The organism is Desulforamulus putei DSM 12395, assembly GCF_900129195.1.
Classification (GTDB): Bacteria; Bacillota; Desulfotomaculia; order Desulfotomaculales; family Desulfotomaculaceae; genus Desulfotomaculum; species Desulfotomaculum putei.
Genome location: NZ_FQUY01000013.1, coordinates 15,338 through 28,314, shown reverse-complemented (window position 1 = coordinate 28,314; position 12,977 = coordinate 15,338). Strand labels below are relative to the sequence as shown.

16 protein-coding genes are annotated in these 12,977 nt (G+C 42.6%); 14 read left to right on the top strand and 2 right to left on the bottom strand.

Going from position 1 to position 12,977, the window contains the following annotated elements:
* Window positions 1-84: 84 nt before the first annotated feature.
* The 10 genes from BUB67_RS09540 (at window position 85) to BUB67_RS09495 (ending at window position 9,481) form a co-directional block, all read left to right on the top strand.
* Window positions 85-345: a hypothetical protein gene (locus tag BUB67_RS09540; protein WP_073239206.1), complete on the top strand. Its 261-nt coding sequence runs from the start codon at window positions 85-87 to the stop codon at window positions 343-345.
* A complete protein-coding gene (locus BUB67_RS09535) occupies window positions 326-1,372 on the top strand; it encodes a DUF6094 domain-containing protein (protein WP_073239205.1) in 1,047 nt (348 codons plus the stop codon). The genes BUB67_RS09540 and BUB67_RS09535 overlap by 20 nt, the downstream gene beginning before the upstream one ends.
* A gap of 52 nt (window positions 1,373-1,424) precedes the next feature.
* On the top strand, window positions 1,425-4,484 hold the full coding sequence (locus BUB67_RS09530) for a DEAD/DEAH box helicase (RefSeq protein ID WP_073239203.1): 3,060 nt from the start codon (window positions 1,425-1,427) through the stop codon (window positions 4,482-4,484).
* A gap of 37 nt (window positions 4,485-4,521) precedes the next feature.
* Window positions 4,522-4,809 carry a hypothetical protein gene (locus tag BUB67_RS09525; RefSeq protein ID WP_073239201.1) on the top strand — a complete coding sequence of 96 codons (288 nt, stop codon included), beginning with the start codon at window positions 4,522-4,524 and terminating at the stop codon, window positions 4,807-4,809.
* Between the two features lie 88 nt (window positions 4,810-4,897).
* On the top strand, window positions 4,898-5,776 hold the full coding sequence (locus BUB67_RS09520; RefSeq protein WP_073239198.1) for a hypothetical protein: 879 nt from the start codon (window positions 4,898-4,900) through the stop codon (window positions 5,774-5,776).
* A gap of 101 nt (window positions 5,777-5,877) precedes the next feature.
* A complete protein-coding gene (locus tag BUB67_RS09515) occupies window positions 5,878-6,189 on the top strand; it encodes a hypothetical protein (RefSeq protein WP_073239196.1) in 312 nt (103 codons plus the stop codon).
* Window positions 6,190-6,324: 135 nt separating this feature from the next.
* The gene (locus BUB67_RS09510) at window positions 6,325-6,660 is read left to right on the top strand and encodes a hypothetical protein (protein WP_073239194.1); all 336 of its coding nucleotides are present in this window, start codon (window positions 6,325-6,327) and stop codon (window positions 6,658-6,660) included.
* Window positions 6,657-7,538 (top strand): hypothetical protein, encoded by an 882-nt coding sequence (locus BUB67_RS09505; RefSeq protein WP_073239192.1) that lies wholly within the window; start codon window positions 6,657-6,659, stop codon window positions 7,536-7,538. The genes BUB67_RS09510 and BUB67_RS09505 overlap by 4 nt, the downstream gene beginning before the upstream one ends.
* A 93-nt stretch (window positions 7,539-7,631) precedes the next feature.
* Window positions 7,632-8,690 (top strand): DNA polymerase III subunit beta, encoded by a 1,059-nt coding sequence (dnaN, locus tag BUB67_RS09500; protein ID WP_143157038.1) that lies wholly within the window; start codon window positions 7,632-7,634, stop codon window positions 8,688-8,690.
* Window positions 8,691-9,076: 386 nt separating this feature from the next.
* Window positions 9,077-9,481, top strand: coding sequence for an RNA-guided endonuclease InsQ/TnpB family protein (locus BUB67_RS09495; RefSeq protein WP_238457010.1), 405 nt, complete (start codon window positions 9,077-9,079; stop codon window positions 9,479-9,481).
* Window positions 9,482-9,596: 115 nt separating this feature from the next.
* On the opposite strand, the gene BUB67_RS09490 is transcribed toward BUB67_RS09495, so the two are convergent.
* Entirely contained in the window at window positions 9,597-10,139 is a 543-nt protein-coding gene (locus BUB67_RS09490; protein WP_073239188.1) for an ImmA/IrrE family metallo-endopeptidase, read from the bottom strand.
* 15 nt (window positions 10,140-10,154) lie between these two features.
* Window positions 10,155-10,478 (bottom strand): helix-turn-helix domain-containing protein, encoded by a 324-nt coding sequence (locus tag BUB67_RS09485; protein ID WP_073239186.1) that lies wholly within the window; start codon window positions 10,476-10,478, stop codon window positions 10,155-10,157.
* A 378-nt stretch (window positions 10,479-10,856) separates the two neighbouring features.
* Between BUB67_RS09485 and BUB67_RS09480 the strand changes: the two genes are divergently transcribed.
* The 4 genes from BUB67_RS09480 (at window position 10,857) to BUB67_RS16635 (ending at window position 12,972) form a co-directional block, all read left to right on the top strand.
* The gene (locus tag BUB67_RS09480; protein ID WP_143157037.1) at window positions 10,857-11,795 is read left to right on the top strand and encodes a hypothetical protein; all 939 of its coding nucleotides are present in this window, start codon (window positions 10,857-10,859) and stop codon (window positions 11,793-11,795) included.
* 36 nt (window positions 11,796-11,831) lie between these two features.
* The gene (locus tag BUB67_RS09475) at window positions 11,832-12,083 is read left to right on the top strand and encodes a helix-turn-helix domain-containing protein (RefSeq protein WP_073239181.1); all 252 of its coding nucleotides are present in this window, start codon (window positions 11,832-11,834) and stop codon (window positions 12,081-12,083) included.
* Window positions 12,084-12,278: 195 nt separating this feature from the next.
* Entirely contained in the window at window positions 12,279-12,671 is a 393-nt protein-coding gene (locus BUB67_RS09470; protein ID WP_073239179.1) for an RRXRR domain-containing protein, read from the top strand.
* On the top strand, window positions 12,619-12,972 hold the full coding sequence (locus tag BUB67_RS16635) for a DUF1016 domain-containing protein (protein ID WP_143157036.1): 354 nt from the start codon (window positions 12,619-12,621) through the stop codon (window positions 12,970-12,972). Before BUB67_RS09470 ends, BUB67_RS16635 begins: the two co-directional genes overlap by 53 nt.
* Window positions 12,973-12,977 lie beyond the last annotated feature (5 nt).

Here is a 12,977-nt window from a genome sequence, read left to right as displayed (position 1 = left end):
ATACTATATTTATGTCTAAAAAGCCTTATTGTTTTTTTAACAGTAGGGCTTTTTTTATTTTAAAAAAAGAAAGGATGATACACAATGACAGAACAAACCAAAAACGATTTTTTGAAAGCCGTTGCAGTCCAGGTGGATCTCAACCGCATGATGCACGGCGAAAAAAGACGTCCCATGAGCGATTGGGCTATGATTGCCCAGGAACACATGGGACATTTGTTTGGGGCAATCTTGTCAGAAAAGACAGATGAAGTAGAAAAAGAGCTGCTTCATATCGCTGCCCCCTTGTTGGAACTTTATCGGGAACTTAAAGGCGGGAGTATAAATGGCAAGGATAGAGTCTAAGGCTAAAGGTGGGTATTATCCTACTCCTGAAAAGGAGTTGGAGTTAATACTCAAAAAAATTAATGCAGCCGGTACAGTAACAGTTCTTGACCCCTGTGCGGGTGAGGGACTGGCGCTAAACCAAATTGTCGAAAACCTGAAAGGCAAGGGTTCCAATGTAGAACCCTATGCAGTTGAACTCGAAAGCTCGCGGGCAGAAAAAGCTCGTGAGCTTTTTGGTCGGGAAAGAGTTATTAAGGGTGGGTACGAAGGGTTAAGAATGACAAATGACTGTGTTTCCTTGCTTTTTTTGAATCCACCCTATGATGAGCGCTTCGGTAAGAGGGTAGAGGAAATATTCTTTCGGGACCTGACTGCTCCGGGTAAATATCTTGTAGACGGTGGATTGGTGGTATTAATCATTCCCCAATACGTCCTAAAGGATATTGCCCGTTTGGCCGAGGCCCGATTAGACAACGTAACAGTATACAGGTTTACCGACGAAAATTACCCGGTTTATAACCAGGTAGTCTTGTTCGGTACCAGAAAAAAGGGGATTGAACGCAATCCCCTGCTTAAAAAGACACTGGAGGCACTGGCAGAAATGGGGCCGTCTGCGCTCCCGTCACTGGATATGGAAGACAACGTAACCTACGATCTGCCCGAAGCCACAAAACCAGTAACAATGTTCAGGGGCTCAGTCCATGACCCCGTTGAAATTGCTAAGGATGTAATGGTCTCTCCCGCATGGGAGTGGCTGTCAAATAAACTGCTTCCCCCTTCAGCTAGAAAAGGGGTAACCCAAAAACCTGCCGTACTGCCCGAAAAGATTATGCACTTTGCTGTCAGGGCAGTAAGCGGCGACTTGCCGGAAAACTTTGGTTCCCATATACTAACTGCAACCACTGTTAAGCATAAGGAGGTTGAAGTAAGCGAGGAAATCAAAGAGGACGGCAAGCGAAAAGAAACCCGGGTAGAAATAATCCGGGACGTTACAAAGTGTTTTGTGTTCGCCCCAACCGGCGTTCACGTACTGCAAAACGACTAAAAGCCCTCGAATATATTTTATTCGAGGGCTTATTTTGTTTGGAGGGATAAGAATGGAACTATATGTAGTTTCCACAGGTAGAAGTTTCACTGTTGATGCCCACTGTATAATCGCAGATGGGTTAGGTGAAATTCTATTCGCCAGCTTTGCGGGGACAGCAACAGCGGTAGACGCCGTTTGTTCGTCTATCACAACAGGCAAGGACTTAAATCTCCTTGAAAAAGATAAACCCCCTGTGGACTTAAAGGGCGGCTCTGGGTACACATTTACCCAAGTTAAGCTAAACGAGGTTATAACACATGGGGTTATTATCTCTAAAAAGGCAGTCTATATCGAAAAGACCGAAGGGAAAGCAATTATGGCCCTTGACGGGGATGTTAGAAAGGCCGTAGGGGAACATTATTCCTCACAGTTTGCCTTGCCCCGGGAATGGGTGATGCTCTACTACGATATGCTTCCCGATAAGGATGTTTACACTATTTTTATGAACCCCATTTATCCTGAATTAATGAAGAACCCTCATATTCAGGAAATGGTTCGTAAAACAGTAGGGAACCTTCTCCCAACAGAGTCCTGCAAAATTGTTAATATCCCCAAAGACTATTACGACGAAAAGTTCATTCTGGACCAAATCGACCAAAGACTTAAAGATGGTCGATTAAAGATTCCAGAGATCTCCCCCTTTGAACCGGAAGGGCTGTTTGACCCTTCCTGGAACTGGTCAGAATATATGATGCGAAACGCACATATATTCGTTGAGAAATTAAAGAACATCCGCCCCCGGCACGTCCCGGGCAAAGACCCGTTAAGCCCTTGGATTGCAAAACAAAAAAGAATACCATTCCCCGCACAAGCTCACAGCGCCCAGGGGATTATCAATACCCTGCGGGAACAAGGCAACTGCTTTGATGTCGGGGACATGGGGACGGGTAAGTCAGCCACATCACTGACCGTGGCTCATGTGATGCACCACGAAGATGGAGTGAAAAATGTGCTGATAATGGCCCCGTCAATAACAATTCCAAAGTGGGTTGTGGAGGAAATTAATGTCCAACTGCCATATGCCACCACAAGAATTATAAAAAGTACCGAAGATGCTCTGCGGTATATACAGGAAGTGAAAGCAGGGAAACACCGGGAAGGCCTTAATTTTATCCTGGTATCTACAGACCGGGCAAAATTGGGACCTGACCCGTGGTGTACGGCAGTTTGGAAGAGATTAAAAAATTCAAAAGACACCTGGGCATGGCATTGCCCTGAGTGTCAAGAACCCATTATTTATACCGACAAAGATGAGTCGGGAATGACAACAGACATATTGGCAGGCTGGAATACCTTTGTTCATGCTGACGATGAAGATTTGGGGCCTACGGAACATTACAGAAAACGCCATCCCAACGGGGTGCCTGTTGATATGGCGGTAAAATGGAACAAGAAAATGAACAACTGCCCCAACTGCAAGGCTAAGCTCTGGCGGCCTGCGGTGAAATCAAGGGGTGAAACTAAAAACAAGCCAAGGTATTTCATTTCAGTGTTGTTTAAACGCCACTTAAAGAAATGGTTTGACCTGGCAATCTTTGATGAAATACAACAGATGAAGGCTGCCGATTCCGGCCGGGGAGACGCTTTCGCCCAACTGGTGAAAGCCAGTAAACGGGTACTGTGTTTAACCGGTACCCTGGTAAACGGTAAATCGTCATCTATTAAAGAAATCCTCTGGCGTATTGCCCCGGAGGAACTTCTTGAAGAAGGGTTTAACCATAAATCAGGGACAGTTACCTGGGCACAGCGCTTCGGGGTAGTCAAGAAAATTATAGAAACCACCGGCGAAGATGAAGGAATTGTAACCAGAAGGAAAAAAGTCGAGCGACAGCCTACCGAGGAGCCGGGTATTGCTCCGAGAATGACGGCACAATTTATATTACACCGGGCAGTATTTCGGGAGTTGTCAGACTTAGGTCTACCGTTGCCAGAGTTAAAAGAAATCCCGATATTTATTGACTTTGATAAAGAACACGGAAGCCTCTACAGGAGTTTTCACAGCAGGCTCCATGACGTTTGTGCTACGGCTGCCATGAAAGGAGCAAAAGGGGCTTTCAGTAAATTTATCCCGGCAACAATAAACTATGCTGATGTTCCCCACCTGGGAGCCTCGGTTAAAATCGGCAAAGAAATTTATAACGCTCCGGCTCTGCCAAGAGACTACTACCACGCCAAGGAAAGGACATTGGTAGAACTGGTTAAAAAAGAACTAGCCGAAGACAGAGGGGTTATGATCTATTGCAACTACACTGATACTTACGGTGTAGATGCAAGAATCAAAGAAGTCCTGGCTGCTCACGGGATTGAGGCAAAAATTCTTTCAAGCTCAGTTAGTCCCGAAAAACGTGTTGACTGGCTGGAAGCCCAAAAGATTAAGGGTATTAAGGTATTAATTGCCAATATGCGTCTTGTTGAGGTGGGCCTTAACATCATCAATTACCCGACGATCATTTTTTACCAAATGAACTATGACATTAACATAGTTCGCCAATCGTCCCGCAGAGCGTGGCGTATTGGTCAAACAAGAGAATGTCGAGTTTACTATATGGTTTATAACCAGTCCCAACAAGTACCTCAATTTGAGAATGTAATGCTCAAAAGAGGGCATGCACTTATCGTTGAGGGACGGCTTGACCGGAGTGAATTGAGCAAATACAGCAAGGATGCTCATTCATCTCTGGCTAAAAGCATTGCTGAATGTATCGCTGATTCCGATATGGCCGATACATGGAAGAAGATCGCCGCTAAAGACATCGACGAAAAAATCGTTATGGTCTCTGAAGATAAATTCCAAGAGGCATTAAGAAAAGCCATGAAAGAATTAACCGAAGAAACCAAACGTCTTTGCGGTGTAATCGAAGAATCCAAAGAAGAAAAAGCCATCGAAGCAAGTGAAACTTCACCGTTCGGGCATACCGAGGTTTCGCCCTTTGAACCTGTAAAAGATGATATGTCTGTACTGACAGACTTGTGGGGAACGGTTGAGGCAACCAAGAAGCCGATTAAAAAGAAACGCAAAAAAGTGGAACCAGTCGAACAGCTTACTCTGTTCGACATGATGTTAACTTAATTTTTAAAAAGGAGGTGAACTGCCCTGGGGGATTTAATTGCCCCCAGGGGCAATCCCTCCGGGTACTGCGATGACAGTAAAAGAGATTGAGATTGATATTTATAAACACGAGGAAGTGAATTCTGCTACAGATTCCACAGATTCCACCTTTGAAGGGTTTCCGGCCGAGTCAATTGATTTGGTGCTGGAACGGATTAAGTACCCCGTCATAATCTTGGCTGCGGTGTACTTCGGGTGGAATATTTTGATGTACTGTCCAGAAGGGTTTTTATTTATTTTGTTGTTTAGCCTGATTGGGCTAACAATATATGGATTAATAGAATAATCAGTTTAGTTGGCGGCCCGGCCCGCCTCAACTCACACTATTTTAAGGAGGTGAGAAGGGCGGGCCGCCGGGAGCCTGCCCTCTTAGGATGTATAAATATGAGGAATTTAAAGACGAAAAAGCCATATTAACCATTTTCCATGACGAGGATGCTGAAAATCCTCGCGAATGGGATAATCTGGGCACAATGGTATGCTGGCACCGTAGGTATAACCTGGGCGACCAGCACCGTTTTGCCGACAAGGATGAGTTCTTGTTCTGGCTCCTCGAAGAAACTGTCGGGGATACCGAAAAAGCAGAGAAGATATACGAAAAAATTAGAAACAGCATAGACCGAGAAGTATATCGGTCATATGGGGCATACAACAAAGCGATAGATGATGAGATTTTAGCGGTAATAGAGCAGAAGTTTATTATTTTACCTCTGTACCTGTACGACCACAGCGGTATTACCATGAACACCACTGGTTTCAGCTGCCCGTGGGACAGCGGTCAGGTAGGATGGATATATTGCTCGAAAGAACGATTCCGAAAAGAAACCGGCTATACGGAAAGTGAACTATTCAGCCACGACAAACATAGGGCACCTGTAGTCGGCGAGCTCGTCAAGTTAAAAGGATATGCCGACAAAGGTTTCGGAAAAATTATATCTATTGAAAATAGTACACTTACAGTGGATTTTGATTACAATAAGGTGGCGAATTTCAGAAAAGACGAAAATATCGTCTGCGTGCCGCTGTCGGATGTAGAAGAAGTAATGGCAAATAGAGCCGTTCAATTATTGCAGTCGGAAGTAGAAACCTATAGCCAGTGGCTGGAAGGCGATGTCTACGGGTTTGTCCTAAAGGACGCTGAAGGAAACGAGATTGACAGCTGCTGGGGTTTTTATGGAACCGACTGGGAGAAGAACGGACTATCCGAACACATCCCGTCAGAATACCGCTATCTGCTGGAAAAAGCAGCATAGCCGGAGATACCTGAAAAATATTCTAGGCGGCCCGGCCCGCTTTCTTAAAATCTCTTTAAGGAGGTGAAAAGGGCGGGCCGTCGGGGGCCTGCCCTTGAAAAATGTCAAATAAAGTAAAAATACTCCCTATACCAACCCTTTCAGCCGATAGCCCAGGTGAACGGTTAACAGAATTTTACCGCAAACTGGGATGGGATGGAGAAGCAATTCTTGACCCAGTTTACGTAAGGCTCACCGAAGAGGATTGGCAAAATTTGATGATTGCTGAAGTAACTCATGCCAAGGCAGTCATCACCAATATGAACGAATCAGACATCATTGTCGGTATGGGAATGTTATGGGCTAATATTGGTCCCTCTGGGGGAGGAAAAACACCTGGCATGGTGGAGCTCCACCCGGGTTGGGTTTCATAGAATAGGGAGATAACCTGCCGGGGGAAGTGTTTACCCCGGCAGAGGCACCCTGGTATTAAATGTGTACGGGAAAGAACCCTGTCCCCTTATAGTTGAAGTTGGGTTTTTTCTGTACACCGGGAAAGGAGACGTATAATGGGAAAATGGATTGGTGAAAACGGAAAATACGATAACCTTCTGGAAATAGGTTTCGATAGCATAGAATCCTTTAAGATTCTATGCTATTATTTTAAATTTGATAAATTAACGTCAGTTGACTGCACAAGTATCCTGATGAAGATACAAAGTCAACTAGAAAATGGGTTTGATCCAGAAGATTTTGTAGAATATCTTGCTCTCAGAAAAATTAAATTTACACTGTCCTTTGTACCATCAACTTACTTAACGGTTCAAGGCAATTGGGAGCATTTCAAAAACGTTATAAAACTCAACCTAAAAATACTACTAACTTCGAGGGAGAGATTGTCATGAGTACTAAAATATACAATGGATATAGACTCCCTAATTTCACACTTAGGGAACTCAATAACTGGATGAAGGATGCCAGAAAGGTTATTCAGCCATTAGCTCAAGAACTTTATACAGAGTTGGTAGTTAATATAGCTACTAACATCCTGGATATCAAAACTCTTTATCCTAACAGCTATAAAGAACGTATTGAGAAGAATTACAGTGAAATAACAAAACACAGTTCTGCTCTATCTGTTGCAGAACGCTATATCCGCGAACAAATGAGACAAATCCAAATTACTCAGGAAAGAAATCCTAAGTATGATTTTGAGTGCACCGTTTATGCCATTCCTATTCAGGATTCTATATTGTTATTGTTCTATAGCGAACAGGCAGAATTCGAAAGTGTTTTTAGCAAACTTCCAATGGTGGAATATTATGGCTACTGGAACAATACTGATCCTGACGAGGAATGCACAGAAGAACAATGGGAAAAACGAAAAAGGGACTGGGAAGAAGCTCTTGGTGGAGATGGTTTGGGTGTCCCGTCCGAATGTGGGATGTCTTTCCAACTAGTTAACGAACATAAACTAAGACTACGGAGAATAATTACAAAAAACAAGAACATTAAGATGTATCAAGAATCTTTTAATGAGAGAGTTAATTGCTGGGCTTATAAAATTACACTGGATAAAGTTATCTCTCGTATAAGTGACGACAAAATAGTTGGTACATCTAACGGGCGTAATCTCGAACCTTTTTGGCAGGCCAGAGATTATTTAAAAACTCCTGAAGGTAAAATTGAGGTTCAAAGAGAAGCCGACCGAATAGCTTCTCTTTTGAAAGATTATTACACTATGGGCGATATGGGCGATTTGCTTGAAAATTTTTTAAAATAATATATTCTAACTAAAGCCTTTCCCCGGGGCGAGAAAAAACGGGTGGTCTGCTTGTTTGGGCCACCCGGCCCCGGCAGACCGGAAAGGAGAAAAATGAAAATCCAAATCAAAAGAGATCACTTATTAGACATTTTGGCGTCTGCTAGAAAAGCAGTCTCCAGAACACCCATTGACACATTGGCAAACGGAATTCTTTTAAAGGCCGAAGGTTCACAAATAACAGCGTTTGCAACCGATTTAGAGATTGGTATCAAAAGCTCAACGATTGCAAACATTATCGAACCGGGCGAAATCGGTGTTCCTGTTAAACTGCTTGACATCGTCAGGAAGATAACAGAACCCGACTTGGTGCTGGAAGTCAAAGACAATAAACTGGTTCTAAAATACGGAAAATCTAACGCACACCTAAGCACTTACGATCCTAAGGATTTTCCGGTGTTTCCTGAAACTGTATCCAGTACGTTCACAATGGACGCAGGGGAATTGAAAAAAGCTATTGACGCTGTGGTGTATGCTGCGGCTGGCAAATGCGAATACCGTCCCGTTTTTGAGGGATTGTATTTTGATGCAAAAGATGGGCAGATTAATTTCGTTGGAACGGATACACACCGGTTGGCACTAAAAACAATCTCCGGGGCCGGTGTTCCTGATGGGGGAGTAATAATTCCTGCTAAATCACTAAAGCAATTAAGCAGTTTTCTGAGTGATGGAAACGTAAATATCGCCATCGAAGAAAACCAGGCTATATTTAATTACGGAAATACTGTTTTGATGACCCGGTTAATCTCCGGCGAGTACATCAATTACCGCCAAGTTATCAGGGAGAAACATAATACCAAGGTGACTGTTGAGACGGAACGAGTTTTAGCTGCTTTGGAAAGGGCGGAAGTCCTAACTGAAAACAATATCATTAATGTTCATGTTGTTGATAGGCTGGTTCTTTCCGTGCAGACTGAAAGGGGAAAATTGAACGAAGAAATTCCGGCCGAAGTGGAAGGGGATAGGCTAAAGATTAAGGTCAATATAGCATATCTTATTGAAGCGTTAAAAAGGTTTACAGGCAAAGTCACATTAGGGATGGCAGGCGAGTTAAGTCCCATATTTCTATGGAACGATAACAGTTATTTCTCTGTGGTATTGCCCATTCGTTAACTTTTTTCACGAGCATAAACAGAGGGAACGTTGGCAAAACGTTCCCTTTGTTTGTATTTTTAGGGAAAAGTTTTTTAACATCATTCGGCAAAAATTCCCCCACTTCTAAAGTGGTGGGATGAATTGCCGATTTTTGGTACTCTAATAAAATATTTCTAGTATAATATAATCAGCAGCAATAGCATAAAGGGCTGATTATTGCTATGAAATTAGACACAAATAGTCATTCAGTCTTTCTTCTTACTTACCATCGTCAACTACCCCCACTTATAGAAGTGGGGGCTTGCCCTGGCGGGGGCAGGGGAAACTAGCTGACTAGACGGTTCTCCGAAAGGAGAGCAGCGGCCCCGGTGGTTCTATTGTCGCGCCCCACGCGGGCGCGTGGATTGAAACATGGAAAAAAGCAGTCTAATCAGTACACGGCATTCCGCCCGCCGCCTATAGAGGCGGGGGAAACCTGCCGCAATTTTGTTGTAAAACGGTATAAGTATATCTTTGTGGAAGATTTGAAGATTAAAAATATGGCTAAAAATAAGAAACTTGCTAAGTCTATTCATGATGCCGGCTGGTCTATGTTTGGGAATTTTCTGGAGTACAAAGCTGTCCAGAAAGGTAAAGTATTTCTAAAGGTGCCGCCGCAGGGTACTTCTCAGGAATGCCTTTGTGGCGCCAGTGTGCCGAAGGACTTGTCCGTTCGTATCCACCGGTGCCCTATATGCGGTTTAGTAGAACCCAGGGACTTGGTGTCAGCAAAACTAATCGAACGCCGTGGTTTGGCTATGATTGCATAAATACCTTTTCAGTAGGGTGGGGACCACCCGAATTGACGCCTGTGGAGACTGTGTAAGACCTGCGACAGTAGGCTGTGGTCATTGAAGCAGGAAGCCCCCACTTCTAGCCGGCAGGCTAAGTGGGGGGTAGTTCACATTCCGGGAAAAAACTATAAATCCGCGGAGTTGCAAAACCGGTTTCGATTAACCTGTCAATTAATGTTTTATAAGTCACATTAAACAAGTATTTAGTTTCCATAATTTGTTGAATGGATAATTTTTTGAAATATTTTTTTAACCATGACTCAGGCATTAATAGTTTATTTGCAAAATCGTTTGCTTCTTTAATTAGATATTCAGTAACCTCTTTGGAAAGTTTGCTTTGTGAGGGAGTGTCCATCTCGTATTTTGTGAAATGGTTTAGGCATAAATGGCCCAACTGTTGGGCTATAACAAAATTCATTGCTTCATGGTCATTATGGACTTTAATGATAAGATAATATTTATCTTTCACCTGAAAAATTTGTGCCGGGGGGATGTCATCGAAAACAAATTTAACAATAACGCCGAGTGATATGGCGACTGTTACTGGATTTACCGGAGGTCGGGAAATCCCAGCTTTTTTGAGTGCTCTTCCGGCAATTGCCTCTGAATAATTGACCACTGCTGTTTGCCGCATTGCGGATACCTCTTTTTAACTATTCTTTTCTTCCTCAATGAAGAATTTTAAATACCTCAAAACTTTTTGCCTTTTTTCCTCTGGCAGTTCTTCGTAAGCTCGGGCAATAAATTTAATTTCATTTGATTCATTTTCATCTGTTCTCCCTAAAAGATAATCCGTAGTTGTACCACAAATATCCGCTATTTTTGTGAGCATTTCCAAAGATGGCTTACTTCTGTTTGCTTCGTATTGCGCTATGGTGCTTCCAGTTTTGATTTTAAGCCTCTTAGCAAGGTCCTCCTGGGTTAAACCTAATGACTCCCTAATTTCTTTGATTCTTTCACCTAATGTTTTCATAAAAAAAACTCCTTTCAACAAATCACACAGTGCAGAATTTCCGCCCTTCAGGGATAGGAGTACCGCCGTCCCACCCTTTTGCACTAAAGACAAAAGTTCACAGCGTTACCACCGCAAGCCCCCGCCTTTAGGCGTGGGGTCACTGACAAGAATATAATCAGTAAAATATTTTCTTTATAAAGGTTTGACTTGAGTAATAATCAATTTTATAATTAAAATAAACTCCGGCTATCCCCTAATAAGAGATTAGTTGGGTTCGGGGCTTGCCGGGATGTTTATAAATTAATTATACATAGTTTCCTACTCAGTCAACAAGAAATTCAGAAAGGCAGGTGTATTAAAATTATTCCAGGAATAATTCAAAAAGATAACTTGGTTGTGATGCTTATTTATCCTTTTAAAGACTACAAAAAATATTTTGGTGGAAACATTGAAGATTATAAAGATTACCTTGTTAATCGGCATTTTCATCGTGAGCATTTTGAAGAGGAACCAGTTAGGATTATTGATGTGCCGTTTGTCTTCGAGGAATACCGTAAGTGGAACAAAGGTATAGATACTGTCGATGCTCATAGAAGATGGGCGTTAAAAATGGCAGAGGATACCGATTCTATGGAAAAACTCAATAAATTAGTACCTATCCTGCCCTTACCACCACTGCAAGAATGCAGCACTGTTCAAATTATATTTGCATTTATCCCTTTAATCTTTCAAGATAAACAGGATATTAAGACCATAGGGGCTCGGCTTCCTGAAAAAACACTTTATCGTATAATTGATGTTTTAAAAAACAAATTTTCTGACCTGCCTAATTACGAAACTATCTCTAAATTACGTTGTCGTGGTGTAAAGTATAGTGTTGCCGATAGATTGATACCTCCTGATAGTTTGCAGCAAATCGAAGAAAATATTGAAGATTTATTCCAAAATGATAGACTCAAAGATATTTATCAAGTTCCGAAGAATTTAAGAGCAACCGCAAAGAATCTTGAAACCAAAACTCGTGAAGATATGATAATAGGTTTTGCATTTTTGCCAATCGTTGTTGTTGGAGCAGATGCGGAAATAGAATATATTGAAACTATGCTGGAGTATTATGAACACGAACTCAATACCCTATCACCAGTTATTTGTGATCTTGTTAATTCTGTTTTAGGAAACACTTTTTTAGATGGCTCAGTTTTACTTTTTTCCAATGCTGATAAAATAAATGCTTTTTTAAAAGAAATTTTTAAAAATCTCGATAAGTTTAATTTTACAGACGTTGTTCCCTTTAATCAACGAAAAGCAAGAAACAGGTTAACCTTAGTAAAATAAGGCCTGGCTTAGAAAAACTTCTTGGGGGATTTAAAAATGTTTCCAAAAAATTTAAAAAACTTAAGGGCAGAAAAAGGACTTACACAGAAAAAATTGGCTGAAATTTTAAAATTAGACGAAAGCACAATTTGCAAATACGAAAAAGGTTCTTGCCTGCCATCGCAAAAAGTTTTGCTAAAGATAGGCGATTATTTTAATGTTTCGCTTGACGAATTGCTAGGTCGAAAGGAGACAGTCAACTACCCACCGCCTATAGAGGCGGGGGCTTGTAGGAGCCTGGTTGATTAGCCCCCTTGCAAAGCAAGGAGCCGTTCAAAGGGAATGACATAGGCACTCCGGGATACTCCACACGTTCCGGACACTGCGGCCGGTGGTTAAACATCGCTGATGGGTAGGCGAAGTGCTGCCGGCAAAAACCCCTTTGAACAAGGGCGAAGTGGACCAACAGCCGCAAGGCTGACTTATCTCTGAAAGAGGGATACTATGGTATACGTTCTCTCCAAAGAAGGCAAACCTCTCATGCCCACAGAACGGTATGGCAAGGCGCGCCGGATGCTGAGGGATGGTAGGGCAAAGGTGGTTAAAGCCAAACCATTCACCATTCAGCTGACCTACGAAACAACAAAATACACGCAGCCAATAACCCTAGGTATAGACGCCGGCTACCAAAGCATAGGTTTTTCAGCTATCACTGAAAAGAAAGAACTGCTGGCCGGGGAATGCCAACTCCTGCAAGGCCAGGTAGAAAGAAACCGAGAACGGCTAATGTACCGCAGGCAAATGGAACCAGGCTGCGGCGTTAACCATAATGAGATATATGGAGATGACGCCAAAGCAAATATCGGTCGAAACCGGAATGTCTCCGGCAAATGTTAGAGAATATGTGCGGACATTTATAGCCTTTTCTGACCCAGGTACGCGCGTACCCACTTTAACCTTCTATCATCATAGACTTGCTTCCAAGACCACCGATCCGATCGGATGGATTAGTAGGGCAGCCGATGAAGGCTGGAGTACCCGCCAGATGCAGGAAGAATATAAACGATCTATATCGGCAGAAGCTGAGAAAGATATGCTTAGAACCAAAGCTGAAAAGGCCGTAAGACTAACAAAAGAAATACTTGCAGAAGGCGGAGAGATTGCGGTACTCCTGCGATTGCAATTAAGAGAGATTTAAAAGAA

Bases quoted from the DNA above. Each gene is read 5' to 3' on its own strand.
- BUB67_RS09530 (WP_073239203.1), top strand. From the start codon at position 1,425: ATGGAACTATATGTAGTTTCCACAGGTAGAAGTTTCACTGTTGATGCC.
- BUB67_RS09475 (WP_073239181.1), top strand. From the start codon at position 11,832: ATGTTTCCAAAAAATTTAAAAAACTTAAGGGCAGAAAAAGGACTTACA.
- dnaN (WP_143157038.1), top strand. From the start codon at position 7,632: ATGAAAATCCAAATCAAAAGAGATCACTTATTAGACATTTTGGCGTCT.
- BUB67_RS09510 (WP_073239194.1), top strand. From the start codon at position 6,325: ATGGGAAAATGGATTGGTGAAAACGGAAAATACGATAACCTTCTGGAA.
- BUB67_RS09505 (WP_073239192.1), top strand. From the start codon at position 6,657: ATGAGTACTAAAATATACAATGGATATAGACTCCCTAATTTCACACTT.
- BUB67_RS09485 (WP_073239186.1), bottom strand. From the start codon at position 10,478: ATGAAAACATTAGGTGAAAGAATCAAAGAAATTAGGGAGTCATTAGGT.
- BUB67_RS09520 (WP_073239198.1), top strand. From the start codon at position 4,898: ATGTATAAATATGAGGAATTTAAAGACGAAAAAGCCATATTAACCATT.
- BUB67_RS16635 (WP_143157036.1), top strand. From the start codon at position 12,619: ATGACGCCAAAGCAAATATCGGTCGAAACCGGAATGTCTCCGGCAAAT.
- BUB67_RS09535 (WP_073239205.1), top strand. From the start codon at position 326: ATGGCAAGGATAGAGTCTAAGGCTAAAGGTGGGTATTATCCTACTCCT.
- BUB67_RS09490 (WP_073239188.1), bottom strand. From the start codon at position 10,139: ATGCGGCAAACAGCAGTGGTCAATTATTCAGAGGCAATTGCCGGAAGA.
- BUB67_RS09470 (WP_073239179.1), top strand. From the start codon at position 12,279: ATGGTATACGTTCTCTCCAAAGAAGGCAAACCTCTCATGCCCACAGAA.
- BUB67_RS09540 (WP_073239206.1), top strand. From the start codon at position 85: ATGACAGAACAAACCAAAAACGATTTTTTGAAAGCCGTTGCAGTCCAG.
- BUB67_RS09515 (WP_073239196.1), top strand. From the start codon at position 5,878: ATGTCAAATAAAGTAAAAATACTCCCTATACCAACCCTTTCAGCCGAT.